Raw genomic sequence first — 26,489 nt, 5'->3', positions numbered from 1 at the left:
AGGAGGGATGAAACATTGAACATAGGAATTATAGGGACAGGGAACATGGGGAATATACTAATCGATGCATTTTTAGAAACCCGTGCTGTCAAACCTTCGTGCCTTACTATTATTAATCGGACGCCTGCCAAAGCATATCATATAAAAGAAAAATACCCTTCTGTTCATATAGCCAAAACAATCCAAGAGGTAATCGAACAATCCCAGCTTATTTTCATTTGCGTAAAACCGATAGACATATACCCTATTCTACAAAAATACGCTGACCATTTTTCAGACGAAGATTGCTTAGTTTCTATCACAAGCCCCATATCTCCATCACAATTAGAAACACTTATACCTTGCCACGTCGCTCGTATCATTCCAAGCATCACAAACCGCGCCTTATCCGGCGCATCACTATTTACATTTGGAAATAACTGCTCTCTAGAATGGCAACAAAAACTACTTCGTCTATTCAAAAACATTTCTACTCCCCTTGTTATAGAAGAAGATATAACGCGCGTTTCATCTGATATAGCAAGCTGCGGCCCTGCTTTTTTTAGTTATTTATTACAATGTTTCATTAACGCTGCTGTAGATAAAACAAATATTACACATGAAGAAGCCACTACTTTAGTAAGTGAAATGGTCATTGGAATGGGGAAATTACTCGAAAAAGAAATTTTCACATTACCTACTTTACAAGAAAAGGTATGCGTTAAAGGCGGTGTTACAGGAGAAGGTATTCGTATTTTAGAAGAGCACGTTGGGGATATGTTTCATAAATTAATCGAACGGACACACGAGAAATTTGATGAAGATTTAAAATGCGTTGAGCAGCAATTCAATAAACACACATAATAAATACGCCATCGTAATCCCAAACCCTTTTTATTAATACTTATCTTTTTCATGCTACATTTTCACTAAAACTAGCATTTTTACACTTTACACATATCATCTTTTTATTTTTCTAGAACTAAAACTACATCTTTTCTATAAAAGAAAAGCAACCTTATCGGTTGCTTTTCTTTTATCCATTCTTCTTCGCCATAAAAAAGATGCGCTCTGTTTGTTCTGTCACTTCAATTCGTTCAAAGTCACCTGTGACGCGAAGCACTGTAAACCCAGCTTCTTCAAGCCATTTTGTTAACACTTCAACCGAATACGCACGTTGCACGTGACATTCGTCAAAACGATGATACACATCTTCTTCTGAATCTTGTACAAAGAATGTCAAATCATGTTCCACACTATCTGATTCTTCTCCAGGGAAGCAGTTCCAAATAAGTGATATTTCTTCGCCGTTCACTGTATATGTTTCATTTTGAAATACGTGATGTATTTTATATAAAGAGTGTACATCGAATAAAAACAAGCCATCCTGACGTAAATGGTGGAAAACTCTTCTAAATGTTTCTTGCACTCCATCTTCTTGCAATACGTAATTTAATGAGTCACAAAAGATTGTCACACAATCAAATTCACCAGGAACATCGAGCTCTCTCATGTCTTGTTGGTAAAAAGGAATAAAATATCCTTCTCCCCCCAATTTTTGCTGCGCGACAGTTAACATTTCTTCCGAAAGATCTACACCAATTAAGTCATAACCTTTTCGCACAAGCGGAAGTGTTACGTTACCAGTTCCACATGCTACGTCAAGGATTTTTGCCTCTTTCATAGATACCTGTTGTAAACTTTCCTCTGTGAATTCCACCCATTTATCATAAGGGACATCATTCATCAGTTCGTCATACAGCAAAGCAAATTGTTCGTATTTCATTGATCTAGCTCATCTGCAATATCTTCACGCGGCACATCGCCCCATAGACGCTCTAAATTATAGTGATTACGCTCATCTTTATGGAATACATGAGCAACCACATCACCAAGGTCTACTAAAACCCAACGTGCTTCATCAAAGCCTTCCATACGTTGTACGTTAATTTCGAACTCATGTGCCTTCGCTTTAATTTCACGTGCAATTGCTTGTACTTGCTTGTCTGAATTTCCGTGACAAATAATAAAATAGTCTGCAATCGGTGAAACACCTTGCATATTTAGTACAACCATATCTTCTGCTCTCTTATCATCAGCTGCTTTTGCCGCTAATACTAATAACTCTTTATCTTTCATTTATTAATTTCCTCCTTGATAACTTCATTGTATGTTTGGAATGTTAATGGATAAATCGTTTGATCTTTTTCCATTAAAAATTGAATTGTTCGCTTTAAAGCAAACAGTAAAGCTTGATTTATATCTTTATATGCGAGTTTCCTCGCTTCTTCCACACCAGGAAACTTACGTCCTGGTTCAATGTAATCTGCTACATAAATAACTTTATCTAACATTGTCATTTTTTCATGACCACTTGTATGATATGTAATAGCTTGTAGAATTTCAGGATCAGTAATGCCTACTTCTTTTTCTACTAAGTATGCCCCAACAGGTGCATGCCATAACTCTTTGTTATAGTGCAGTAGATCCTTTGGCAAAGCTTCTCTCTTAATAATCTCTTCCATTTCTGGAATCGCTCTACATTTTGCATAATCGTGAAATATAGCAGCCGTCTCTGCCTTTTTCTCATCTACACCATATAACCTAGCAAGTTCAATCGCTGTTTCCATTACACCAACCGTGTGTATATAACGTTTTTCATGCATTTGTTGTTTGACAATACTAAGTGCTTCCTCACGATTCATACAACCCATTCCTCTCGATATATACCTGTACTTTTTCGGGGAGTAAATATTTGCACGTTTTCTTCGTCATATATCTCTCACGTAACAGAGAAGAAGAAACTGCAAACTCCGGAATTTCCACTTTTACGATATCATAAGGCGTATGTAATGTATAACCTGGTCTTGCAACTCCAACGAAAGTCACAAGCTTAAGTAACTTTTCAATGTTATACCACTTCGGCAAATACTCAACCATGTCTCCGCCAATAATAAAGTGAAACTGCACATCCGGATACTTCTCCGTTAATTGTACCATAGTATCGTACGTATAAGATGGGCCTTCTCTGTCTAGCTCTTCTAAACAAATTGAAAAGTATGCTTCTTCCTCAATCGCTATTTGCAGCATGTTTAATCGACTTTTCACACTCGTAATGTTACGTCCTTGCTTGTGCGGTGGAACTTGATTCGGCAAAAACCATACCTCTTCCAACCCTAAAGCATGATACACTTCATTTGCAATTAACAAATGCCCATTATGAGGTGGATCAAACGTGCCACCAATAATGCCAATTTTTCTCAAAAGAAACGCTCCTTCCTTTTACATACAGCAACTCTCCCCATACAAATTCGAAGAGAGCCCACTGTTAATAAAAGTTCAATTGGTTTCGCTTTCTACATATCAAGCGTCCATTACGAAATAACTCACGTATATCTTTTATCGAGGAAGCTTAATCTGCTTATTTTCTCTTGATTCTTTGTATAAAACAATTGTGCTTCCGATTACTTGAACGATTTCAGCTCGTGCACCTTGTGCAAGCTCTTCTGCAACTTCACTACGATCAAATTCACAGTTTTGTAATACGCTCACTTTAAATAGTTCACGAACTTCTAATGCTTCTCCAATTTGTTTCACCATATTTTCATTCACGCCACCTTTTCCAACTTGAAAAATCGGTGTTAAATGATGTGCCTTTGCACGTAAAAATCTTTTTTGTTTTCCTGTTAACATATAATTAGCCTCCAAGCTCTCTCATTACTAATTGTTTCATTCTATCAATATTCGGCACACACCCTGTCCACATTTCAAACGCAAGTGCACCTTGATAAACGAACATATCGATTCCATTTTGAATTATTGCACCTTGTTCTTTCGCATCGCCTAAAATTTTCGTCTCAAATGGATTATAAATAATATCAGAAACAATCGTTCCTTGTTTCAATGAACGAATTTCCAGCGGCGTATACTCAACATGTGGATGCATACCTATCGTTGTTGTTTGGATGATAATATCATATTCCCCTTGATTTTCTGCTGCACATTCTAACGATAGAGCATGCGAATTAACATTTGCCATGCACCCAGAGATAAGGTTTTTCGCCTTATCTCTCGTACGATTAGCAATATCAATTTCTTTCACACCTACATCGGCAAGCGAGAAGTAAATAGCTCGGCTAGCACCACCTGCACCGATTAATAAAATACGTTTCTCTTGAAGTGGATCTTCACTAATTGACTGCAGGGCACGAACAAAACCAATTCCATCTGTATTATACCCAATCAATTTTCCATCTCGATGAACTACTGTATTTACCGCACCGATTTGCCTTGCTAACGGGGCAATCTCATCCAAGTACTCCATAATTGCAACTTTGTGCGGAGTCGTTACATTAAATCCTGAAATACCTAATGCTTTCAAACCTTTTACTGCTTCCCCTAGCGCTTCTTCTTCTACAAGAAACGCATGGTAATGGGCATCCATATTCAAGTGTTCAAATGCATCGTTATGCATAACGGGTGATAATGAATGTCCAATTGGATTTCCGATTACACCATATAATTGTTTCATAAATCCCTCTCCATATTAAATTAAAGATTTACGTAATGAAACACTTACTCCTTTTGGTACATGAGCAACAATTTTCGCTCCTGATTCATTTACAGTAACCCAGCCCAATCCAGAGAATACAACATCCGTTTTCGGCTCACGAATATTAAATTCATATTTCACAAACTTAGGCATATTTTCTAATTCTTCTGGTGTCGGTGGATTCAATAATTCTCCAGCGTGTTTTTCGTACAATTCATCAGCCTTTTCAAGCTTTGTACGATGGATTGTTAAACGGTTTGAGAAATGACAAGTGAATGCACGACGGCCCCCACTTACATAATCAAATCGTGCTAATCCACCAAAGAATAATGTTTGTTCTTCATTTAATTGGAATACCATTGGCTTAACTTCTGTAGTCGGTGTAATAAGCTTTAAGCTTTGTTTCCCAACATAATGCGCCATTTGATGATGATTAATAATACCTGGTGTATCGTATAAAGATGACGTTTCGTCTAATGGGATATCAATTAAATCAAGCGTTGTTCCTGGGAAATGTGATGTTGTAATTACATTCTCAGTCTCATCACTAAACTCTTTAATCATACGATTAATAAATGTTGATTTACCAACATTCGTACATCCAACAACATAAACATCTTTACCTTCGCGGTAATGCTCAATTGCATCAGCAAGTTCAGCGATTCCTTGTCCTTTAGCTGCACTAATTAAAAAGACATCTTCTGGTTTTAAACCAAGTTGCTTTGCACTATAGCGCATCCAATGTTTTACTTTATCATGCTTAACTGACTTTGGAATTAAGTCAGCCTTATTCCCTACAAGTAATACTTTATTGTTCCCTACAAAACGATGTAAGCCCGGTAACCAGCTACCATTGAAATCGAAAATATCTACGATTTTAACCACTAGTGCGTCTGATTGTCCAATTCCGTTCAAAATACGAAGGAAATCATCATCTGTTAAAGATACATCTTGAATTTCGTTATAATGTTTCAAACGAAAACAACGTTGGCAAATTACTTGTTCTTTTTCTAAAGATGATACAGGAGCGTATCCTACTTCATTTTTATTTTCTGTTTGAATTTCTACACCGCAACCAATACATTTAATTGTTTCAGTCAAACTTTATTCCTCCCAGTTAATTAAGCCTTTTTTCTTCATGTTTCTCATAATTCTTCGTTCAATTTTCCGATTAAATCGTGTCACCAATCCGTCCGTTTGCGCTACCGGTACAACTAAAATTGTATGAAGTCCCACACGATTCCCGCCGAGCACATCCGTTAGTAACTGATCTCCAATTACTACAACTTCATCTGGCTGCAGGTGCATCTCATGTATCGCACGCTTAAATGCGCGAACAAACGGTTTGCGCGCACTATGAATAAACGGAATACCTAATGGATCAGCGAAGTCTTTAACGCGTTGCTCGTTGTTATTTGAAACGACCGTTACTTGAATATCATTTTCTTTCATTTTCAAAAACCACTCTTCAAGCTGTGGCGTTGCGTTTGGACGATCCCATTCAATTAAAGTGTTATCTAAATCAGTAATAACTCCTTTAATTCCACGTTTTTTCAAATCTTCTGGTTGAATATGATATATATTTTTCACATATTCATTTGGTAAAAATAACTTCAATTTCTTTCACCTCTTTGAGGATTTTTCATAAAATTTTTCGACAACATTTTTCGATAGATAACCTGTGGATAAACTTGTACACACTTTCCACGTTAATTTTTCAGTCAATTTGAAATTTACTAACAATCTATCCACATTTTATCCACTGAGTTATGTGGATAACCTCTTGTTTGTGACTGTCATATTTTTTTGGTACATTAAATGCAACAACGAATCAATCCTTATATTATTAGGAGGTGACTCACCTTGAAAACAAAACATATGGAACAGTTATCTACTGATTTACTCACTGAGTCTTATTATAAAGCAAAAGAACTAAAATTAAATCCCGACTTCATTTTACTTATAAAACAAGAAATTATTAGACGCTCGTTAGAGGACAAGCTCGTCAAATCTTCTTGAGTACATATAGATTGCTGATTGACCTGTAAAAAGAGCCATCCTGCGATGGCTCTCGAATAAACAAGTACTCCCATCTAGGGGATTTCTTCATTAAGCATCTTTGTCCACATTTCTTAATTAGAGCTTCATAAGTATATTATAAAACCTTTTCTTTACTTATGAGATACTCGGGTTGCAATTTTTTCACCAAGACGCAGCTCTTGCCCACTTGTCAATTCCTGCACTGCTTTAATCATATCTTTTTCAAATAATAAAACAACTGTTGAGCCAAATGTAAAGTATGCCATCTCTTCACCTTTTTGAACAGTACTTCTTTCATGAAGGAGCTCGATACTATTAACAAACATAGCACCTACTTTTACAAGTGCCATATGTTCGCCGTCACTATTTACTTCTGTAACAGAGCGATAATTTTTTGACAATGGTTCTTTCCCATACTCCATACCCGCTGCATTTACCGGATATGATTTTCTACCGAGTACAAATCTTTCAGTCACAGAGCCAGAAAGCGGGCTATGAATGCGATGATAATGACTTGGACTCAAATAAATCACCATATATGTACCGCCTGCATATCGCTTTGCACGCTCTTCATTACCTAGCATATCCACAATTGAATAACGCTTTCCTTTTATATCGAATGTTTTTGTATCCTCAATAGGACCTTGATCAGCAAAAACACCATCAACAGGACTAACGATACTCGATGCATCAGTATCAATACTACGCTTTCCTTCTTTTAGCCTACGTGTAAATAAATCATGCAATGTTCCATATTCCTTCAAACCCTTTTCCATCTCATCTTGATTAATTTGAAAAACTTTCACATACGATGGAATAATGATAGAGCTCAAACGAGATTGTGCAAATTTACGTAATATATAAGAAGTAAAACGACCATTTGTAAGTTCGATCATAAGTCGATATAATGTCCGTCGCAAATTACGAAACCTCCTAATCAGCCTATAACTTTAGTTTCCCCTTCTTTTCTCTCTATATCATATGTAAAATTGGTTCTTATTCCCACATATAGAATGGAGCCGTCTCGTTATACACGAAGAAAAACTAAGTATAATTTTTATTCTTAAATTGTTTAGCACCTTCTAATATTACAGATAGAACCCGCCATTTTCAACAGTGAACATGTATTTCTTCTTAGAACAGCTCGTTTTCTTTCCGTTTTCCCGAAAGAAAAGCAGCCACTTTTAAAGTGTAGCTGCTTACAATACACATTATTCTTTTGCTTTTTTCTCTTTCTCAGCCCGCACAAATTCATGGAACATTTTCATTAAAGCACGCTTTTCAATTCGCGATACGTAGCTTCTTGAAATACCGAGTGCCTTCGCAATCTCCCTCTGTGTTTTCTCTTTATCAAGCCCAAGTCCAAAACGCTTCACAATTACTTCTTTCTCTCGTTCGTCCAAAATATCGATATACTCTTTAATTTTTTCTAACTCCATACTAAGCTGAATCATATCAATTACATCTTCAGATTCTGATTTTAATATATCAATAAGCGATATTTCATTACCCTCTTTATCTTGCCCAATCGGATCATGAAGTGAAACGTCTTTTTTCGTTTTCTTCAGCACACGTAAATGCATCAAAATTTCATTTTCGATACAGCGTGCTGCATATGTTGCAAGCTTAGTTCCTTTCCCTGCTGAATAGCTTTCAATCGCTTTAATAAGCCCAATGGTACCAATTGAAATTAAATCTTCTGCATCTTCACCAGTGTTTTCGAATTTCTTAACAATATGAGCTACAAGCCGTAAATTATGTTCAATTAAAAGATTTCTCGCTTGAGCATCACCTTGCTCCATTAACTCTAAGTACTTTCTCTCATCATCTGATGATAACGGCTGCGGGAACGCATTGTTCTTCACATAAGAAACAAATACAAACACTTCTCGAACCATATATCCAATTGCGGCGAATAGACTCAAACCTTTCACCTCCGCCAAAATAGTGGTCTTTACTATGTGTATGTGGGCATGAGGTTGTTTGTGTCTGTACGATGTAAATATGGAACTCTTAACTTAATGGCATTCTTAAACCACTCAACGCTAATCATTAAATTTTTCTATAAACATAGTAAAAGCCAATCGAAACGTATCGATTGGCTTTTACTAATATTCACTCCAAATTTTCTCTCCAGTATGCGCATCTATGTAACGAATTTTCCGACTACAATCGACGGATTCTTTATGATTTTCACTCCTCGTTTGTTTATACAGCAGTTTATATTTCATTTCCTCTGCATCATGATCTATACACCATTCTAATTTTATTCGAATGACCTCTTTATATATTTCTAACGCTTTTTCTTTTGTTACTTTTGGTGCTGTTTCATGTGCAAGTAACTCTTCTATTATATTGCTAGGTTTTCCCGAGTAATGCATCACAGCACCATTTTCTGTATTAATGTTGACCATGAATTCCCTATACTCTACCGGAATTTCATTCACATATACTGAAAAGACAAATCTTTCAATCCCTTCATCTTCGTCACGTTCATCCCAAAGGCGAAGATATTGTGTAACATCTGGAATAACATGTTCTAAAAATTGAAGTGCTTTTTGTAAACATTCCTCTCTAGACAGTATTTGTTTTACTTCTTTATCGTCTGCCAGTTTTATAAAACCAATTAATTCATTGGTTGATTTATCAATCGTAATGCCAACTAAATTATTATATTTTAACATCGGTAAATGCTTTTTAAAGAATTCATTCATTAAATATGGATTCTTTTCTTCTTTCTGTTTTTGTAATTCCTCTTTCGAAACAAATTTCATCCTTATTCCATCTTCATTTTCTGTCTCAGCCACTTTTGTAAAACTTTCTTTATCCCAGTCAAATAAATCGAATATATCATCTTGTTGACTAACTTTTTTCGGTTTTTCAACAGCTACAGTTGGAGGCAATTTATAATGATCTGGGTCAAATAAATCTTTACCTGTACTTGCATCAATAAACGCATGACTAGGTTCTGGTTCATATACAAGATGATAGCCTTTTACTTCCTCACCATTTTCATATTTACATGAAGAATGTGTTAAATCCACAAATACAAGTCTCATATCTTGTCTAGCTCTCAAAGTTTCTAAAACGGCGTTCTCCTCAACAATTTCAATTGGCCATAACGGTTTTTTCTCTATAGCTTTTTGTCCATTGTAATGAAAATGCACAACATTACCTGAAGGATGAATTCGCACAACACATCCTGTATTCGGCAATGGATATCCATTCACTTCCTGCATATAATTTATTTCTTTCCAACCACGCCAGTCATCCTTAACTGACACATATGTATAAAATTCTAATTCTTCTTCCACATATTTTTTTATAAATACATTTGCAATCTCTCTTGCCTTATTCTCCTCTATCACTTCTTTATCACTCGAAAAATAATTTTCATCATCTATCCTGAATTCGAATAAATTACCAGTATGCCTATTTAATGTAATTTGTATCTTTTTCTCCTCATCCTCTTTATGCCCCCACCATAATAGATGATACGGATCATCCACTCCTTCTTGATCATCTACAACAAGCCTATATTCATCTGGAATTTCAATAATGTGGGCCACTTGCTCTTTTCTTTTTTTATCTTTTGGATTCATCATACCCTCTCCTTTATTACAATTTAAGGTAATTATAACAAACAAAACCAAAAGCCATTAACAAAAAGACAAAAAACTGAAACAATTAGTTCATACGAATTTCACATGAATCTATTACTATAAGAATTGTACATAGTGAAATTACTAACAATGACGTTTATTCATATATAATTTCATTTGAAAGGGGTTGAAAAGATGAAAACTAAATATCGCTTTATGATCTCATCATTTGCTGCTTGCGCCTACATGATTTGGTGTTTAGTATAATAACAACTTCACTTGTAAATAAGAAAAGGTGTGTATAGAAATGGAATATAACCAATCAACAGTTAACTACTGGAAAGCTTTTGTATTACCTTATACATTCGCTTTAGAAGAGTTAAAAACTAAATTTGAAATTATGAACCGGGAAGCTCAATTTTTAGAAGACTACAACCCGTTTGAACATATAAAAACAAGACTTAAACAACCCGAAAGTATCATTAGGAAGCTTGAGCGTAAAAACCTATCACCAACAGTTGAAAATGCTCAAACACAATTACAAGATATTATTGGCATCCGTATTACATGTTGCTTTGTAGAAGATATTTATCATTTAAAAGAAGTTATTGAAAATCGTGGAGACATGGAAATTGTAGAAGTAAAAGATTATATTGCTAATCCAAAAGGAAATGGCTATAAAAGTTTGCATATGATTATTAAATATCCATTGTCACTAAATTCTGGTACGAAAGATGTCTTTGCAGAAATTCAATTACGTACACTTGCCATGGACTTTTGGGCAAGTTTAGAACATAAACTTTACTACAAATATGAAGGAAATATACCTGACTATTTGAAAGATGAACTACATGACGCTGCTATGAAAGCTGAAGACCTCGATAATAAGATGGCAACAATCCGTCAAGATATTGATGACATTGAAGCATGTTCAAATCAAATTTTATTACCACTTTAAAAGGTTCTCTCCTATGAGAACCTTTTTATTTCTTCTCTATCATACGAACCTCTTCAATCTTCCACCCTTCGTCTTCTTTTCCAAGTGCGTACTGCATTTTCTTCTGAAGAGTAACCTCTCCATCTACTTCTTTTTCCTCCGTTTCAACAATAACAAGCCCACCTTTAAGAGCTTTCATATTCATATGTTCTAACTCTATTTTCTTATTTCCCTTTTGAAATGCCGCTTCCTTTTGTGTTTTTAAGTCTTCAGCACTAGGCATCTTCTTTGAAAATAACTCCATATGTTCAGCAAGATTTTTTTCATTCGTCGTCCGTACAAATGCCTCAATAACATCTTGAATGGATTTCTCTTCTTCTTTCGTTATATGTACCTTTTCCTCAGTTTTCCCAGCAGATTTTTGTTCTATATTATTCTCTTGAGATTGACATCCAACTAGCAATAATACGAATACTAGAAGGAATCTTAATTTCCCTAAAAAAACGCTCATCTTTCCATCTCCTAAAAAGAAAAGTGAGGCATTTCGCCTCACTTTCATTTATAATTAGCGTCTTCCTTTATTCGGATCGCCGCCGCCAACGATGTCAAAGACACGTTTAGCTATATTTGTATTCTCTTGAACGCCAGAGAATAAGTATTTACCTGGTCCGAATGCATATACGTTCACATCTTCACCTGTATGTCCACCCGTTGTCCAACCTGTAACCGAACGCTTATTGAAGATATCTTCAATTGCATTATCAATCTTTGTTACATCTTTTGATGGAGCTATATCATTTACAGCTTTAATTTCTTCTGGTGTTAATTGTAGATCAATATACTTTTTCAATGTTTCTTCTACATTTGCACCTTTTACAATCTCATTTGCCATAAAGTCTGGCGTACGTTTCGCAGCTTTAATCGGATCTACTTTAAAGTTATACTCACCATTCGCACCTAAAGATAATCCGCCAGTAGCGTGGTCTGCAGTTGCAACAACTAATGTGTTCTTATCTTTTTTCGCAAACTCAATTGCTGCTTTAAACGCTTTTTCGAAGTCTTCCATTTCACTCATTGCACCGACAATATCATTATCATGTCCAGCCCAATCAATTTGACTACCTTCGACCATTAAGAAGAAACCGTCTTTATTTTTGTTCAAGCGCTCAATCGCTGCATTTGTCATCTCTTCTAATGAAGGTGTTTTGTCAGTACGGTCAATCATTTTGTCTAAACCACCTGGTGCAAATAAGCCAAGAACTTGATCGCTTTTATCATTTAATAATTGATTACGATCTGTTACATAACTATAACCAGACTTCTTAAATTCTTCTGTAAGATTGCGGTCTTTTCTAACAAAGTTCTTTACGCCCCCGCCAAGCATAACATCTATTTTATGCTTACCTTTAATTTTCTCATCAAAGTAATCATTTGCAATTGCGTCCATATTTTTACGACTAATATCATGTGCACCGAATGCAGCTGGTGTTGCATGCGTAATTTCAGAAGTTGCAACGAGTCCCGTTGACTTCCCTTTTTCTTTCGCTTGCTCCAATACTGTTTTCACTTCAGCTTTATCATTATCTACTGCAATAGCTGCGTTATATGTTTTTATACCTGCTGACATCGCAGTAGCTGCCGATGCAGAGTCTGTAATATTTTCATGTTCATCTTCTGGATATGTTTTTTGTGTTCCTACAAGATGCTTATCAAATTCTGTAGATTCCATCTCAAATGTTTTTGGATTATCTTTCATATAACGATGAGCTGTCATATATGAAGGCCCCATACCGTCCCCAATTAATACAATGACATTTTTAATTTTTGCATTGTTTCCGTTCTCATCTGCATTAACCTCACTAGAACGCGTAAAATTCCATGTTGCTACCGAAGTAACTGCTAACGACGCCACAACTGCAAATGGCCATGCTTTTTTCACAAACTTTTTCACTGTCTTGTCCCCCTAATTAGGTTATTCATTTCCCACTATCAAATTTAATAGAAGACTGTTAAGAGAAAATGAGTTATATGTAAATTTTTTGTTAACTTATGTAAATTTAAGTTATAATTTGTATAAGTTTGTCTTTTCATATCAAGCATACTCCCCTTTACAAAGATAAATATAAACATGTTGGATTTCTTTTAATACGAACCTATTATTTTACATTTCGTAATATTATTCTTATTTTTTCTAATTTAAATAGAAATATGGTGAACTTTATGAAAACAGTAAAACTAGACGCATCTTCCATTCCAGATTTACTCTCTCTTTGCAAATCAGTCGGGTGGTTACAGCATGAGAGTTTTATGAAAGAACAATTCCATATGTACCTTTCCATTGGCACAATTTTTGGCTATGTACATGAGAATAAACTTATTGCAGCGGGCGGGGTCTTTTCGTTTGCCCCTGGATTTTCTTCTATCGGTATGTTAATCGTGCATCCTGATTTTCAAAGAAAAGGAATTGGCCGTATTTTGTTAAACAATAGCTTAAAAGTAACTTATCCATCGCTCCCTATTACGCTCATTGCAACAAAAGCTGGTGAATCCTTATATGAATCTTATGGATTTCAATCAATAACAACAATTCATCGTTTCGAAAAACAAGCGGCTCATATAAGTACAAATTCTTTTCCCATAAAACAAATTCAGCAAGCCGATCTTCAATCTCTCATTTTTCTTGATCAAACTGCGACTGGTGCAGATCGTTCTAAGCTTTATTTATCACTACTATCGAGAGCAACTTACTCCTTTAAAATAGAGCGGGATAATCAAATAGATGCTTTTGCTTTATGCATACAAAAAGGAGATGTACTATGTATCACTCCACTTATTTCAAAAAAAGAAAAAGACGCTATTCAGTTATTAGAAATAATTTGCAACTCGTGGAATGGGACGATACGCATTGATGTTCCGCACTCACAATTCATTTTCCGTCAATTTCTTCAAACAGAAAATTTCCAGGAAACGCTCCTTTCACCTCTTATGATAAAGAACGGTAATCAACTTCCTGGAAATCGTAATATACTATTTGCTATGATAGATGCAGCGTTATGTTAGAAAGGGGACACCTAATTGAAGCGATTTAGCTATTTTATGGTAGGTTGTCTTACTCTTACACTATTAGTAGGATGTAGTGCAGCAGAAAAGCCAGTAGAACAAGTAAAACAAGTTAAAAATACAATTACAGCGAAACTAGCTACCGAGGAAAAAATGGTAGAGATAGATGGTCAAACGATTTACTTTAAAAAGATTGGTGATGAAAAACCACCTTTACTTATGATCCATGGATTTGGAGGATCATCCGATGGTTTTCAAAAGGTTTACTCAGATTTAGCAAAAGATCATACGATTATTTCTGTTGATGCTTTAGGATTCGGACGTTCCTCTAAACCGATGGATTTTTATTATTCTTTCCCAACTCATGCAAATTTGTATTATAAGTTAATGAAAAAATTAGGGTACGACTCATTCGCAATACTGGGACATTCTATGGGCGGAGAAATTTCTCTTAATTTAACATATTTATACCCCGAAGCGGTTACCCACCTTATTTTAACTGATGCTACAGGCGGCCCTCATACGTTCGTTAATAAACAAGGTTCACCAAAACCAAAGTTGTCGACTGATTTAAGTGCCGTTTCTTCTATTGCAGATTATGATGAGAGCAAAGTTAAATTCAAGCGTAATGATGAAGAGCATTATAATAAAATGAAATTATGGCCTAGGCGTCTTCAAATCAATGCAACTGAAATCAAGCAACCAACTTTAATTATATGGGGAAGAAATGATAATAGCGTTTCTTGGAAAGAAGGAGAAACTTATCATCAATTCTTAAAAAATAGCACTTTCCATATTATTGAAAAAGGTTATCATGCCCCATTTCGTCAAGAGCCACAAGAATTTGTAGGGTATGTAAAAGATTTCTTCGAGAAAAATCCTATAAGTGCTGAAAAATAAACGGGTATCTCATTTTGAGATACCCGTTTCATATATTAAGCAGCTTGCTTTTGGCGTTTTTGAATTTTTGATCCTAGTACTTTTGGAATAACTAAGCCATCAATTCCAAGTTTTCCAGCATTTATACCAGAAACAAGAACGAACATGGATAAGATAACCATTTCAGGGTTTACACCAATTGACCCACTAAACATATAGGAAAAGTTCATTACAAGACCGAAAAAGACCGCTGTTTTTGTTAAACAGCCTACAATTAAACCAATTCCGACTAAAATTTCTCCCCACGTCACAAGTGTATTAAATAAATCAACGTTTGGAATTGCAAAATCTTGTAAAAATGATGCCCACCAAGATTGAACAGCTGGTTGTGCTCCTTTAGATTTTTCAATTGCACCTTGTAAATAACCAGTTGCATCGAAGCCTTTCCCTTGTAATTTACCGATTCCAGCCATTACCCATGTGTAACCAAGATACACTCGAATTATCGCTAATACAAAAGAGACTGCTTTGTTTTCTCTTAAAAATTGAATAATCATATCTTCCTCCTAAAGTTGTAATTAAGTCAGTTACAGATAATATAATAACATTAGTTACTTACTTTTAAAACATTAATCGTGAATAATTTGTGACATACATAAAAAATATTAAATACTAACGTTTATATAGTAACTTTTATTACCTGTAAAAACTTGAACATATCATACCACAGGTGATAATCATTTTCATTGAAGAAAATGTAAAAAAACTGTGAGTTAAATGTGAAACGCATTCATTCGAATATAGAATAAATCCGTTTCATATTGTTTATATACTCGAAATGTACATGTCTCCTCATCGGTTAATCTCGCTTCTCGAACAACTTCTTCTAACGTTTTGTCATGGTTAATAAACCCGTAAAATAGGCGTATTGTAAACATAAGTGCTACATTTCCATCTACATAATCTATCAATCCAACATATGATTTTACACCACTATGTAAAAAGGATTCTACTAGTTAGTTTCAACTCCCCAAACTTATACCAACCATTTACAATATGTGTAATATGCAATTTTGCATATTACTTAATTTCCGCTACGCTAAAGTATACTCTCGGCTCATTTAAGTCGTACACATCTTCTCCTAACTCTTCCATTACAAATTTCCTCTCCTATAAGTCCATTTCATATATACCCGTTTCTTTCAAAAAATCAGCTCTAGTTAAAGCGACTTTATGTAAATATTGCCTATACGCTGTAATTGTTCCATCGTGTGCAACGATACAAATTTTTTCTGCTTTTAACTGATAGCACCAGTGCAGAAATTCATCTACTATTTGCTGAAATTCCATCTCCGAGATGATATTGACTCCCTCATTCCATAACAATTCATTTCTACTTTCTTCTAATGAAAAATGTGGAAATAAATTTTGTATTATCTTTCGATCTAACAATTGATCGCACGGTAATGTTTTGGCGGATTCCCGATAAGGAAAAATACGTGGGGATATATATGGGTGAACAATTTTTTGACAAGCAACTTCCGCACTCCATATTGTCGCAGTTTGTAAAGTTCGAAGTGTAGGACTAGCGATTAATATATCCTTTTCTTGTAATGGTACATCGCACTGAAGCAATTCAGCCTGCTTCTTTCCCACGCCCGTCAATGGCGGATTCACTGCTTGTAAACTTAATGGTAAATCTTTCGTATGTTCACCTTCACCATGCCGAACAAAAATAAGCTTCATTCTCCTCTTCCTCTCACTAGGAAATAGTCTCACATATTTCTTCCCTATTTTTTTCTTTACTCCTGCTATTTTAAAAAGTAGAATGTAAAAAGTGTTTGACACTAACGTTTGAAAAATATTACAATTATATATGTAAAACACTTTTTACAAGAAGAGGAGGATTACAAATATGAAATGGATTATCGTCTTTATGGGAATGGTCATATGGGGATACATAAATGGCTTTTTTAATAGTGATAAAACTGCTAATCCTTGGATTACAGATGATGAGCGTGAAACAAAAATTAAACAAAAAGCAATTATCGCCAGCTGGTCTGGTGTTTTCATATTTTGTATCATGAACCTCTTAAACAAATGGTTAGGTTTAGGAACGAGCAATACATCACCTTACTTACCATCTTCTGTCGCAACTATTTTAAAAGAAAATGTAGAGTTACAAGTTTTACTTATGTTATTCATTACATATGGCATATTTTACGTATACTACCGAAGAAAACTAAGCGCTTAACTTTTATCTCATGATTTTCCTCCTAAATGGTTATAGTAACTAGGACGCAATGAAAAAAGGAGAGATATAAAAATGAGTAACTCAAATGATTTTTTAGATACATTACATGAAAAACAAGCAAAAGATGAACAAAATAGAAAGCGCCAAGGAAACGGGAACCCCGCAAAAAAAAAGCCAAATAAAACACATAAATAACATTGAAAAACCTGCCTGAAAATTATATTTCAGGCAGGTTTTTTTACTCGTCTGTAACCGAAACGACATCTTCCCAATTCCATTTCTCATAATACCACTCTGGTACATCTATATTTTCAATCCACTTCTTCTCATGTTTTCCATCGTTATGAGCAAGCCATACATCAGCTTTCTTACGATTTGAACGGAGCCACATTAATTGGTTGCTTTTCTTACTAAAAATAGGGTTATAATCGTCTTTGCTATTGGATGGCTTTGTAATTTGATGTTGTTCATCTGTTGTACTATTTATTTCATATAAAGATGGTAGTGGTCTTTTTTCTAGAGGGACCGATAGCTCTGCTTCCTTTGCCCTTGAAACGATAATTACATTCTCGTTCTTCCATGTGAAGTCCCAATCAACATAGCCTTTTGGAGTAAATGTATTTTGCTGGAGAACCGGCAATTCTTTTATTTTTAAATGCTTATTCTCTAAAGCAACTCTCCCGCTTCCTTCAATATAGGCTACTATATTTTTTGATGGCGCCCATTTGAACCATTGTGTGTTTAATAACATTTGATCTACTGTTTCAAAACGACTGCCGTCTGATCGAATTAAGCAAAGGGTATTACTATCAGCTGACAAAGAAGCTGTTGGTACTGCCAAAAACGAAATCCATTTTTGATCTGGCGACCACTTAAATCCACTTCCAACTAATGCTAAAAAATCATCATGCTCATTCGGTAGTGCATATAAATGTTTCATCTTATGAGGATTCATATTTGCATCCTTTTGTATTTCATATAACTGAGCACCTGTCCATCCTGTTGGAAGCAAGTACGCTTCTGATGATACAAGAAACTTCTTACCATCAGGATACCATGCATAGTCACCTACACCATTAGCTACGTTTTCAAAATCTGCTTTCTTTTTTTCAGCATCAAATGTATTTAATGTGCGTGCAAATACAAATGCAATTATATTCTCTGTTGGTGACCATTGATAATTCGATGCTTCTGATTGAGATGGCGTAACTTTCTTTCCATCTTTCAGCCGATACAGTTCAAAGTGATTTCGCTTCTTTCCTTTTGCATATGCAAGCCATTCTCCATTGTGTGACCATTTCGGTCCTGTTATGTACTCTCCTTTTGTAATTTGTTTTTCTTTTTCACCGACTTTAATCCATAGATTATGATTACGAATAAAGGCAACTTTTACTCCATTGTTTTCTGCGCTAGTAATAGAACTTGAACAGAAAAAAAGGAACAAAATCACGATTCCACTTACTATATGCAAATATTATCCATTCGACATAATTCCAAAAAATTTCCCAAGAAATTTTCAATTCAAAGAGGTTTGGTATGAATTATGTCGAATGTATAGTTTAGCCAACATCCGTTCCTATAATTAACGATAAAAATGTAATATTTATTTTCGGAAAATTGGCACTTTTTATTAGGGGGAGTTTCAATGAAGAAAACTACATCAACACTATTAAGTATGGCGCTCGTCTTTTCGAGCTTTGGAGCATTAAGCGCCCATGCTGAATCACTGCAAAAAGAGAAGCAATTTAGCCCACAGTTAAAAGCAAATATTGAACAATGGGGAGAAAACAAAATCGCGCAAAATGTTGAAACAAAAACATCCAAAGAAATTTCAGTTATTGTAGAATTGCAACATGCTCCACTCGCTTCACAAAGTAACATTCAACATGCTCCGGACCTACAAAATAGCAATGTGCAATCATACCATGCACAACTAAAAAAAGCACAAGAGGATACAACAAAGAAAATAAAAGAAAAAGCACCGAAAGCAACCATAAAAGAAACGTATAGTACGTTATTTTCTGGATTTTCTATTTCTATCCCAGGGGATCAAATTGCCGCTCTAGCTTCTTTACCTGAAGTAAAAGCAATTTATCCGAACTTAACATATAAATTACATGAAACGTCAAAAAGCCTAGCAGATCAAGAAACACCAAACGTTGGAGGCCCTACAGTTGGTGCACCTGAAGCTTGGAATTTAAAAGACCCGACTGGCAAATCCCTTGATGGAAAAGGGATGAAAGTCGCTATTATCGATTCAGGTGTCGACTATACCCATCCTGATTTACAAGCAAATTATATCGGTGGCTATGATACAGTCGATGAGGATAATGATCCGATGGATGGAAACGTTCACGGTACCCATGTTGCAGGAATTATTGCTGGTAACGGAAAAATAAAGGGGATTGCTCCGAATGCTTCTATACTTGCTTACCGTGTCATGAATGATGGTGGTACTGGTACGACCGAAGATATTATTCAAGGTATTGAGCGCGCTATTCAAGATGGTGCGGATGTTTTAAATCTATCTCTTGGTCAAGATTTGAATGTACCTGATCAACCTGTAACAATGACGTTAGAACGCGCAGCAAAACTTGGTGTTACTGCAGTCGTCTCAAATGGAAATGATGGACCAAAACCTTGGTCTGTTGACGCTCCTGGTAACGCAAGTAGTGTCATCTCTGTTGGTGCATCTACTGTATCTATTCCATTTCCAACATTCCAAGTAGCTGGTTCCAATAAATTTTACCAAGGATTACCGTTATCAAAAGCAGACTTCCAAGTAGGAAACGATGCTCAGCTTGTCTATGTTGGCTACGGTAATTCAAGCGATTACGCTAAACAAGATGTGAAAGGTAAGTTCGCCCTTGTTTTACAAGGAACTTCAAGCACCTTAGTAAAAGCAGAACAAGCGAAACAAGCTGGCGCTCTCGGCGTGCTACTAATTTCTAACGAAAAAGAAATTAATCTTATGCCCGAATATTTTGCACGTGAAGATGTAGCTCTTCCAGTTATGCAACTATCAAATACAAATGGCGAAGAGTTAAAAACTTTAATTACAAAACGAAAGAAAAATATAAAAATTGGACAACCAAAGCAAACAGAACTTATTGGTAACTTTAGTTCAAGAGGACCCTCTCAAGGTAGTTGGCTTATAAAACCTGATATTGTTGCACCTGGAGTGAAAATTACTAGTACAGTGCCGGGAGGTGGCTATGAATCTCACAACGGGACAAGTATGGCTGCGCCGCAAGTAACAGGAGCTGTTGCCCTACTCCGTCAAATGCACCCTGATTGGACGACAGAACAATTGAAAGCAGCTCTTGCCAATACTGCAAAAACATTAAAGGATGTCAATGAAAATACATATCCTGTTATGGCACAAGGCTCTGGTTTAATTAACATTCCAAAAGCCGCTCAAACAGATGCATTAGTGAAACCTAACAATGTAAGTTTCGGTCTTATTAAACCTAATAGCGGTAAAGTGAAGTTAACACAAAATGTTACGTTACAAAATCTTTCTAACAAAAAGAAAAACTTTTCAACTCGTATTGAATTACTAGATACAAAAACAAAAGTCCAGACTTCTTTCTCTTCTTCTATTAGTATGAAACCTAATAGTAACATCGAAAAGCCTTTTACTATTACTGTAGATAGCTCCTTACCACAAGGTGTATATACAGGAAATCTATATGTAAAAGAGCAAGGGAAGACTGAAGAAATGCGTATTCCATTTACATTTAGCATCGATCCGAAAGAATACAAGCGTATTGATGGCCTTGAAATCGTTAATTCTACTTTCAGTCCAAATAATGACAAAATACTAGATGACAACTTGATCAATTACTATTTAGTTACACCAGTTGAGGATGTAACATTTCACGCTAATTTAATTACGAAAGACCGTGTAGCATATCAAGGCATGATACATCAAGGGAAAAATGAAACACCTGGTTATAAATCTTTCAAATGGAATGGTACGAAAACTGACGGATCTCCTCTACCTGATGGCTTATACCAAATCGAAGCTGTTGCTTCTAACTCTGGTGGAGAAACAAAGCAAACAGGAGCTGTATTTGTCGATCGTACTGCACCGAAGTTATCGTCTGAAGTAGATCAAGAAAACCTCGTAATTAGAGGGAAAGTAGATGATATACTTTTAGATTGGATGACAGAATCTGGATGGGTTGCTCCAGGACATCCAGTAACGATACAATATGAAATTAACGGAAATGGCGTGTGGGAAAGTGCGTTCCTGAACCCTTGGGAGAAAAGTTACGACATTTACTTCGATCGTAACCAATTACAACAAGGAAAAAATATAATTCATATTGTAGCAACCGATGCAGCTGGAAATAAGTCTAATTTAAACGTCGATTTAGAAGTGAGATAATAAAATTATTGTTGACAAGCTTTTAAATATAGTTTTATAATACAAAACATAGTTTAGTTGAACGAATTATATATCGGCTTTGAAGGAATACTAGTAGCGACTTATATCCCTGTCTCAGAGAACTGATGGTTGGTGCGAATCAGTACATATACAAGCGTGAATTACAATTCTGGAGCTTCTTTCCCGTAATGCTTTTTATGCATGAAGAGAAAGACGGATCTTTCCGTTATCTTAAAGTAAGTGGTAAACAATTAATTGTTTACAAATAGGGTGGTACCGCGATTTTTATCGTCCCTATCGGATTTTCCGATAGGGGCTTTTTTGCGTCCTTCCCTTTTAAATAACTTCATATATACGCGTTGAAAGAATCGCAGTAGTATCTTGTATCCCTGTTTCAGAGAGCTAATGATCGGTGGAAATTAGCACATATATAAGTACGAATTACAATTCTGGAGCTTCTTTTTCGTAGTGCTTTTATGCATGAAGGAAAAGACGGAATTTTTCCGTTATCATTAGTTGAGATGTAAGTATATTTTCACTTACAAATAGGGTGGTACCGCGATTTTTTCGCCCCTATCGGATTTTCCGATAGGGGATTTTTCTATTTCTCACGCAAACAGTTGTTAAAGAATTTCGAATGTTATGATAAAATTTTATAAGCGCTTACAATTCTGAAAGGAGGTGGTACAAGCTATACAAAACTGGTATTCATTTTTATAGAGAAAAAGGAGGACGTCTAAATGACAAAGAAAAAAGAAATTCCATCACATTTAAAACCATTCGTATCCACACAGCATTATGATCAATACACACCGGTAAATCACGCTGTTTGGCGTTACATTATGAGACAAAACCATAGCTTCTTAAAAGATGTTGCTCATCCATCCTATGTTAACGGACTACAATCATCTGGTATTAATATAGATGCAATTCCAAAAGTAGAAGAAATGAATGACTGTTTAGCACCAAGCGGCTGGGGTGCCGTAACGATTGACGGACTTATTCCCGGCGTCGCATTCTTCGATTTTCAAGGTCATGGATTACTACCAATCGCAACAGATATTCGTAAAGTAGAAAATATCGAGTATACACCCGCTCCTGATATCGTTCATGAAGCTGCAGGCCACGCACCGATTTTGCTTGATTCTACATATGCAAAATATGTGAAACGCTTTGGACAAATTGGAGCGAAAGCTTTCTCCACAAAAGAAGAACATGAAGCTTTTGAAGCTGTTCGTACATTAACGATCGTAAAAGAAAGCCCGACTTCTACACCTGAAGAAGTTGCAGCTGCTGAAAATGCTGTAATCGAAAAACAAAACTTAGTTTCTGGTTTATCAGAAGCAGAACAAATTTCACGTCTATTCTGGTGGACAGTGGAATACGGCTTAATCGGTAATATAGATGACCCAAAAATTTACGGTGCTGGTCTCCTTTCCTCTGTCGGTGAAAGTAAGCATTGCTTAACAGATGCTGTAAAGAAAGTTCCATTCTCAATTGAAGCTTGCACCGGGACAACTTATGACGTAACAAAAATGCAGCCACAGCTATTTGTTTGTGAATCATTTGAAGAGTTGACTGAGGCACTTGAGCAGTTCTCTACAACGATGGCATTTAAAACAGGTGGCACAGAAGGATTAGAAAAAGCAATCCGCTCCGAAAATCATGCTACAACTGAGCTAAGTAGTGGATTACAAATTACGGGTACATTTACAGAGACAATTAAAAATGATACTGGTGAAGTTATTTACACACGAACAAGCTCACCAACTGCATTAGCAATTCATAATAAACAACTAGCAAATCATTCTACATCTGTGCACAGCGATGGATTCGGGACACCAATCGGATTACTAGATGGTGATATTGCATTAGAAAATTGTACAGAAGAACAATTACAATCATTAGGCATTACAATTGGACATAGTGCAGAGTTTACTTTTGCAAGCGGCATTCATGTAAAAGGAACAGTAACAGACATTGTAAAGAATGATAAAAAAATTGCTCTTATCTCCTTTATAAATTGTGCAGTTACTCATAAAGATCGCTTATTATTTGATCCTTCATGGGGAGCATTTGATATGGCTGTCGGCTCACAAATCACTTCTGTATTCCCAGGAGCGGCAGATGCGGCTGCATTTTTCCCGATGAATGAAGAAGTACAAAAAACGCCTGATCCACTTGTACTGAATAAGCTTGAACGCATGTATCAAACAGTTCGAGATATACGTAACGATAGTATTTTACACGATACTCATACTGATCAATTAATAGCTATTCAAGAAGTATTAAATAAATTTTATCCGAAAGAATGGTTGCTTCGTCTTGAAATTTTAGAATTGCTTTTAGAACATAACAAAGGTCAAGAAGCATCAGCAGCATTATTACAACAACTTTCTACTTTCACAACTGAAGAATCTGTAACACGTCTTATTAACAATGGTCTTGCGTTACTGCAGGTAAAGGATGTGAAAAATGATGCTACGATTAACTAATGAAGAAGTACACGAGGAATTAACAAAGCTGGATAAATGGACAGTGAAAGATGAAAAATGGATTGAAAGAAAATATATGTTTTCCGACTACTTAAAAGGAGTCGAATTTGTCTCTGAAGCCGCCAAACTATCAGAAGAACATAATCACCACCCATTTATCCTTATCCAGTATAAAGCAGTCATTATTACTTTGTCATCATGGAATGCAAAAGGTTTAACGAAACTAGATTTTGACCTTGCAAAGCAATTTGATGACCTATTTTTACAAAATGAAAAAGCTATTATAAGAAAGTGAAAAAAGAGAAGCCTTTTTAGGCTTCTCCTTTCACTTTAAAATGTATACAATGTCCAAACGGATCCTTGGCCTGTAATATTCCATCTTTATACGTAGCAACTACGCCAATATATTTTAAACTTTCACACACTTGCTCTTTTTGTTTTTCATCTGCTAGTACAATTGTGAAATATTTCAAACCAACGGAATTTGGCATTTGTGGTGGTATACCTTCACCCTGCCATGTATTTAAACCGATATGGTGATGATAACCACCTGCTGATACGAACAACGCTCCATTACGAGCTGGAATCGTTACATCAAAACCAAGGCCATCAACATAGAAACGTTTCGCTTCTTCTAAGTCAGCTACATGTAAATGAATGTGCCCCATCACAGTACCAGCCGGGAACCCATTCCATGCACTTCCTTGCTGCAATAATTCTTCACCGGCTAATGGGTTACTAACAAATGGTAGCTCTCCATTCTCATCACGCCAAACTTCTTTTTGGCGATCATGATAAATTTCAATCCCGTTTCCATCTGGATCAGCTAAATAAAGAGCTTCACTAAAGTAATGATCGGCTCCACCGTGCAGTGGATATACCATCTCTACAAGATGACGAAGAATGTTCGCTAAGTCCTGTCTGGTTGGTAATAAAATTGCGTAATGATATAACCCTGTTCTCCCTCTTTGCTTTGGTAAAGCTTCTTTCTTTTCTTCAATGATAAGGAGTGGTTCTTCATTTTCATTCCCAAATGTAACGACTGTTTTCTCTTCTTTTAGCACTTTCATACTTAATACTTCTGTATAAAACTCTAGTGATTTCTTTATATTTGATACGTATAGATGAACAACACCAAGTGTTGTTTCGGGATGAAGTTGAAAGCTCATCTTGTTATACCCCCATTTAAATTAGTTCTTCTTTGACATTTTCTCTTTTAAGAAATTATCTACAAAACCATCAGCTTTCGCAACAAATAAATAAGCACCCATTGCTAATAATGCAAGTTCTAATTCGAAGCCAGGATTTTTCCCATCTCCTAATAAACCAGCTGACCATTTCACTTTTACAATTGCTCCAACCATAACAAGTGCAAATAATAAGCCAATATACCTTACACCTAAACCTAGAATTAACAATAGACCTCCAACTAATTCAACTGTTGCTACACCGTATGCAAGTCCTCCTGGTAAACCAATGCTTGTAAACCACCCTGCAATATTGTCAATTCCTGATTGGAATTTTGTTAAACCGTGCATAAAGAACGTTACCCCTAACACGATACGAATAATTAAGTTACCAATATGTTGATTCATTTCTTTCTCTCCTTTATAGTTTTGTTATACAAAACTTTTATTCACATTACAAAACATACACTAATTATTTTTATTCGTCAATTCATTTTTCATGAGAAAAAATATTTTTTTTTTGCTATGATACAAATAGTTGTTTACAAAAAGGAGCATGATTTTATGAATATCGGTTCTGCGATTCGTGAAATTCGTCAACGTAGAGGAATTACGATTGCCCAAATTTGTGAAGGAACAGGTCTTTCTAAAGGCTTTATGAGTCAGGTTGAAAACAATAAAACATCACCATCTATCTCAACTTTAGAAATGATCGCTAATTTTTTAAATGTTCCCCTTCCATATTTATTGTTAGAACAAAAAGATCGTTTAAAAATTGTAAAAAAAGAAGAGCGTAAATACAGTGTGTATGGAAAAGATGAACAAAGAATTGAGCATGTTGCGGAGCAAGGTGGTCTCCGCCTATCTCTAGTAGAAATTTCTGCCGGATTCCCGAAAGAAAATTCACCAAATGCTCATGAAGGTGAAGAGTGTCATCTTGTATTACGCGGAAAACTAGAAGTTCAACATGGAGAAGATATTGCGATTGTAGAAGAAGGTGATTCTTTCTCTTGGAATGCATGCGTTCCTCATATTGTTCGCAATATAGGTGAAGAATCTGCATTATTACTTATCTCTAGTCATGCGGAAAATCGAAAACGTGTTTACTAAA

Annotated in this window: 29 protein-coding genes, 1 pseudogene and 2 other annotated features; of the genes and pseudogenes, 11 read left to right on the top strand and 19 right to left on the bottom strand. The window is 35.6% G+C overall.

Annotated features, from left to right (window positions below):
* Positions 1-15: 15 nt before the first annotated feature.
* A complete protein-coding gene (gene comER, locus MHH66_RS05125; RefSeq protein WP_002015213.1) occupies positions 16-843 on the top strand; it encodes a late competence protein ComER in 828 nt (275 codons plus the stop codon).
* A gap of 172 nt (positions 844-1,015) precedes the next feature.
* Here comER and MHH66_RS05120 read toward each other — a convergent pair whose 3' ends face one another.
* The 8 genes from MHH66_RS05120 to MHH66_RS05085 form a co-directional block, all read right to left on the bottom strand.
* Positions 1,016-1,765, bottom strand: coding sequence for a class I SAM-dependent DNA methyltransferase (locus MHH66_RS05120; protein WP_078184445.1), 750 nt, complete (start codon positions 1,763-1,765; stop codon positions 1,016-1,018).
* On the bottom strand, positions 1,762-2,118 hold the full coding sequence (gene rsfS, locus MHH66_RS05115; RefSeq protein WP_078184446.1) for a ribosome silencing factor: 357 nt from the start codon (positions 2,116-2,118) through the stop codon (positions 1,762-1,764). The genes MHH66_RS05120 and rsfS overlap by 4 nt, the downstream gene beginning before the upstream one ends.
* Positions 2,115-2,684, bottom strand: coding sequence for a bis(5'-nucleosyl)-tetraphosphatase (symmetrical) YqeK (gene yqeK, locus MHH66_RS05110; protein WP_002143180.1), 570 nt, complete (start codon positions 2,682-2,684; stop codon positions 2,115-2,117). Before yqeK ends, rsfS begins: the two co-directional genes overlap by 4 nt.
* Positions 2,674-3,243, bottom strand: coding sequence for a nicotinate-nucleotide adenylyltransferase (locus MHH66_RS05105; RefSeq protein ID WP_002015218.1), 570 nt, complete (start codon positions 3,241-3,243; stop codon positions 2,674-2,676). The genes yqeK and MHH66_RS05105 overlap by 11 nt, the downstream gene beginning before the upstream one ends.
* 135 nt (positions 3,244-3,378) lie before the next feature.
* Entirely contained in the window at positions 3,379-3,672 is a 294-nt protein-coding gene (gene yhbY, locus MHH66_RS05100; RefSeq protein ID WP_002015220.1) for a ribosome assembly RNA-binding protein YhbY, read from the bottom strand.
* A 4-nt stretch (positions 3,673-3,676) separates the two neighbouring features.
* Positions 3,677-4,510: a shikimate dehydrogenase gene (gene aroE, locus MHH66_RS05095; RefSeq protein WP_002015222.1), complete on the bottom strand. Its 834-nt coding sequence runs from the start codon at positions 4,508-4,510 to the stop codon at positions 3,677-3,679.
* A 15-nt stretch (positions 4,511-4,525) separates the two neighbouring features.
* On the bottom strand, positions 4,526-5,632 hold the full coding sequence (gene yqeH / locus MHH66_RS05090) for a ribosome biogenesis GTPase YqeH (protein ID WP_002015224.1): 1,107 nt from the start codon (positions 5,630-5,632) through the stop codon (positions 4,526-4,528).
* A 3-nt stretch (positions 5,633-5,635) separates the two neighbouring features.
* A complete protein-coding gene (locus MHH66_RS05085) occupies positions 5,636-6,148 on the bottom strand; it encodes a YqeG family HAD IIIA-type phosphatase (protein WP_002015225.1) in 513 nt (170 codons plus the stop codon).
* A gap of 246 nt (positions 6,149-6,394) precedes the next feature.
* Here MHH66_RS05085 and MHH66_RS05080 point away from each other — a divergent pair, with 246 nt between their 5' ends.
* Positions 6,395-6,550: a sporulation histidine kinase inhibitor Sda gene (locus MHH66_RS05080; RefSeq protein WP_002015226.1), complete on the top strand. Its 156-nt coding sequence runs from the start codon at positions 6,395-6,397 to the stop codon at positions 6,548-6,550.
* 152 nt (positions 6,551-6,702) lie between these two features.
* Here the strand turns inward: MHH66_RS05080 and MHH66_RS05075 are convergent, their stop codons facing one another.
* The 3 genes from MHH66_RS05075 to MHH66_RS05065 all read right to left on the bottom strand — a co-directional run bounded on the left by MHH66_RS05075 (position 6,703) and on the right by MHH66_RS05065 (position 10,176).
* Positions 6,703-7,491, bottom strand: a complete 789-nt coding sequence (locus tag MHH66_RS05075) for a phosphatidylserine decarboxylase (protein WP_002129166.1) — start codon at positions 7,489-7,491, stop codon at positions 6,703-6,705.
* A gap of 291 nt (positions 7,492-7,782) precedes the next feature.
* Complete coding sequence (sigK, locus tag MHH66_RS05070) at positions 7,783-8,496, bottom strand: RNA polymerase sporulation sigma factor SigK (RefSeq protein ID WP_000051382.1); 714 nt, start codon at positions 8,494-8,496, stop codon at positions 7,783-7,785.
* Positions 8,497-8,679: 183 nt separating this feature from the next.
* Positions 8,680-10,176, bottom strand: coding sequence for a YcdB/YcdC domain-containing protein (locus tag MHH66_RS05065; RefSeq protein WP_078184447.1), 1,497 nt, complete (start codon positions 10,174-10,176; stop codon positions 8,680-8,682).
* Positions 10,177-10,480: 304 nt separating this feature from the next.
* Between MHH66_RS05065 and MHH66_RS05060 the strand changes: the two genes are divergently transcribed.
* A complete protein-coding gene (locus MHH66_RS05060; RefSeq protein ID WP_002015229.1) occupies positions 10,481-11,131 on the top strand; it encodes a GTP pyrophosphokinase in 651 nt (216 codons plus the stop codon).
* A gap of 25 nt (positions 11,132-11,156) precedes the next feature.
* Here the strand turns inward: MHH66_RS05060 and MHH66_RS05055 are convergent, their stop codons facing one another.
* Both MHH66_RS05055 and MHH66_RS05050 read right to left on the bottom strand, forming a co-directional pair.
* Positions 11,157-11,621: a hypothetical protein gene (locus tag MHH66_RS05055; RefSeq protein WP_061689599.1), complete on the bottom strand. Its 465-nt coding sequence runs from the start codon at positions 11,619-11,621 to the stop codon at positions 11,157-11,159.
* 54 nt (positions 11,622-11,675) lie between these two features.
* Positions 11,676-13,061, bottom strand: coding sequence for an alkaline phosphatase (locus MHH66_RS05050; RefSeq protein ID WP_002129171.1), 1,386 nt, complete (start codon positions 13,059-13,061; stop codon positions 11,676-11,678).
* A 269-nt stretch (positions 13,062-13,330) separates the two neighbouring features.
* On the opposite strand from MHH66_RS05050, the gene MHH66_RS05045 reads away from it, so the two are divergent.
* Together MHH66_RS05045 and MHH66_RS05040 are read left to right on the top strand one after the other, a co-directional pair.
* Positions 13,331-14,170, top strand: a complete 840-nt coding sequence (locus tag MHH66_RS05045; protein WP_078184448.1) for a GNAT family N-acetyltransferase — start codon at positions 13,331-13,333, stop codon at positions 14,168-14,170.
* Between the two features lie 15 nt (positions 14,171-14,185).
* Positions 14,186-15,070 (top strand): alpha/beta fold hydrolase, encoded by an 885-nt coding sequence (locus tag MHH66_RS05040; protein WP_078184449.1) that lies wholly within the window; start codon positions 14,186-14,188, stop codon positions 15,068-15,070.
* A gap of 35 nt (positions 15,071-15,105) precedes the next feature.
* Here the strand turns inward: MHH66_RS05040 and MHH66_RS05035 are convergent, their stop codons facing one another.
* From MHH66_RS05035 to MHH66_RS05025, 3 genes and pseudogenes are all read right to left on the bottom strand, one after another.
* The gene (locus tag MHH66_RS05035) at positions 15,106-15,606 is read right to left on the bottom strand and encodes a DoxX family protein (protein ID WP_044442499.1); all 501 of its coding nucleotides are present in this window, start codon (positions 15,604-15,606) and stop codon (positions 15,106-15,108) included.
* 216 nt (positions 15,607-15,822) lie between these two features.
* Positions 15,823-16,219 (bottom strand): annotated as a pseudogene (locus tag MHH66_RS05030) (hypothetical protein); the annotation flags it as partial.
* Positions 16,220-16,795, bottom strand: a complete 576-nt coding sequence (locus tag MHH66_RS05025) for a histidine phosphatase family protein (RefSeq protein WP_002143189.1) — start codon at positions 16,793-16,795, stop codon at positions 16,220-16,222. It abuts the pseudogene before it with no gap.
* Between the two features lie 169 nt (positions 16,796-16,964).
* On the opposite strand from MHH66_RS05025, the gene MHH66_RS05020 reads away from it, so the two are divergent.
* On the top strand, positions 16,965-17,303 hold the full coding sequence (locus MHH66_RS05020; RefSeq protein WP_002143190.1) for a hypothetical protein: 339 nt from the start codon (positions 16,965-16,967) through the stop codon (positions 17,301-17,303).
* Positions 17,304-17,375: 72 nt separating this feature from the next.
* Positions 17,376-17,498, top strand: a complete 123-nt coding sequence (locus tag MHH66_RS05015) for a DUF4023 domain-containing protein (RefSeq protein WP_000071861.1) — start codon at positions 17,376-17,378, stop codon at positions 17,496-17,498.
* Between the two features lie 43 nt (positions 17,499-17,541).
* Here the strand turns inward: MHH66_RS05015 and MHH66_RS05010 are convergent, their stop codons facing one another.
* Positions 17,542-18,774: a TolB family protein gene (locus MHH66_RS05010; RefSeq protein ID WP_078184450.1), complete on the bottom strand. Its 1,233-nt coding sequence runs from the start codon at positions 18,772-18,774 to the stop codon at positions 17,542-17,544.
* Between the two features lie 174 nt (positions 18,775-18,948).
* On the opposite strand from MHH66_RS05010, the gene MHH66_RS05005 reads away from it, so the two are divergent.
* The 3 genes from MHH66_RS05005 to MHH66_RS04995 all read left to right on the top strand — a co-directional run bounded on the left by MHH66_RS05005 (position 18,949) and on the right by MHH66_RS04995 (position 24,486).
* The gene (locus tag MHH66_RS05005; RefSeq protein WP_078184451.1) at positions 18,949-21,696 is read left to right on the top strand and encodes a S8 family peptidase; all 2,748 of its coding nucleotides are present in this window, start codon (positions 18,949-18,951) and stop codon (positions 21,694-21,696) included.
* 70 nt (positions 21,697-21,766) lie between these two features.
* Positions 21,767-21,995: a binding site (T-box leader), on the top strand.
* A gap of 51 nt (positions 21,996-22,046) precedes the next feature.
* Positions 22,047-22,274, top strand: a binding site (T-box leader).
* Between the two features lie 162 nt (positions 22,275-22,436).
* Positions 22,437-24,191: an aromatic amino acid hydroxylase gene (locus MHH66_RS05000; protein ID WP_078184452.1), complete on the top strand. Its 1,755-nt coding sequence runs from the start codon at positions 22,437-22,439 to the stop codon at positions 24,189-24,191.
* Positions 24,172-24,486 carry a 4a-hydroxytetrahydrobiopterin dehydratase gene (locus tag MHH66_RS04995; RefSeq protein WP_016096087.1) on the top strand — a complete coding sequence of 105 codons (315 nt, stop codon included), beginning with the start codon at positions 24,172-24,174 and terminating at the stop codon, positions 24,484-24,486. The genes MHH66_RS05000 and MHH66_RS04995 overlap by 20 nt, the downstream gene beginning before the upstream one ends.
* Before the next feature lie 16 nt (positions 24,487-24,502).
* Here MHH66_RS04995 and MHH66_RS04990 read toward each other — a convergent pair whose 3' ends face one another.
* Positions 24,503-25,360, bottom strand: a complete 858-nt coding sequence (locus tag MHH66_RS04990) for a VOC family protein (RefSeq protein WP_078180811.1) — start codon at positions 25,358-25,360, stop codon at positions 24,503-24,505.
* A 21-nt stretch (positions 25,361-25,381) separates the two neighbouring features.
* Positions 25,382-25,786: a DoxX family protein gene (locus tag MHH66_RS04985; protein WP_001071557.1), complete on the bottom strand. Its 405-nt coding sequence runs from the start codon at positions 25,784-25,786 to the stop codon at positions 25,382-25,384.
* A 156-nt stretch (positions 25,787-25,942) separates the two neighbouring features.
* Between MHH66_RS04985 and MHH66_RS04980 the strand changes: the two genes are divergently transcribed.
* Positions 25,943-26,488, top strand: a complete 546-nt coding sequence (locus MHH66_RS04980; protein WP_002015249.1) for a helix-turn-helix domain-containing protein — start codon at positions 25,943-25,945, stop codon at positions 26,486-26,488.
* The last annotated feature ends 1 nt before the right edge of the window (position 26,489 follow it).

Origin of the sequence: Bacillus sp. FSL H8-0492, assembly GCF_038006145.1 — a bacterium.
Lineage (GTDB): Bacteria > Bacillota > Bacilli > Bacillales > Bacillaceae_G > Bacillus_A > Bacillus_A mycoides.
This window is presented reverse-complemented; position numbering and strand designations above follow the sequence as displayed.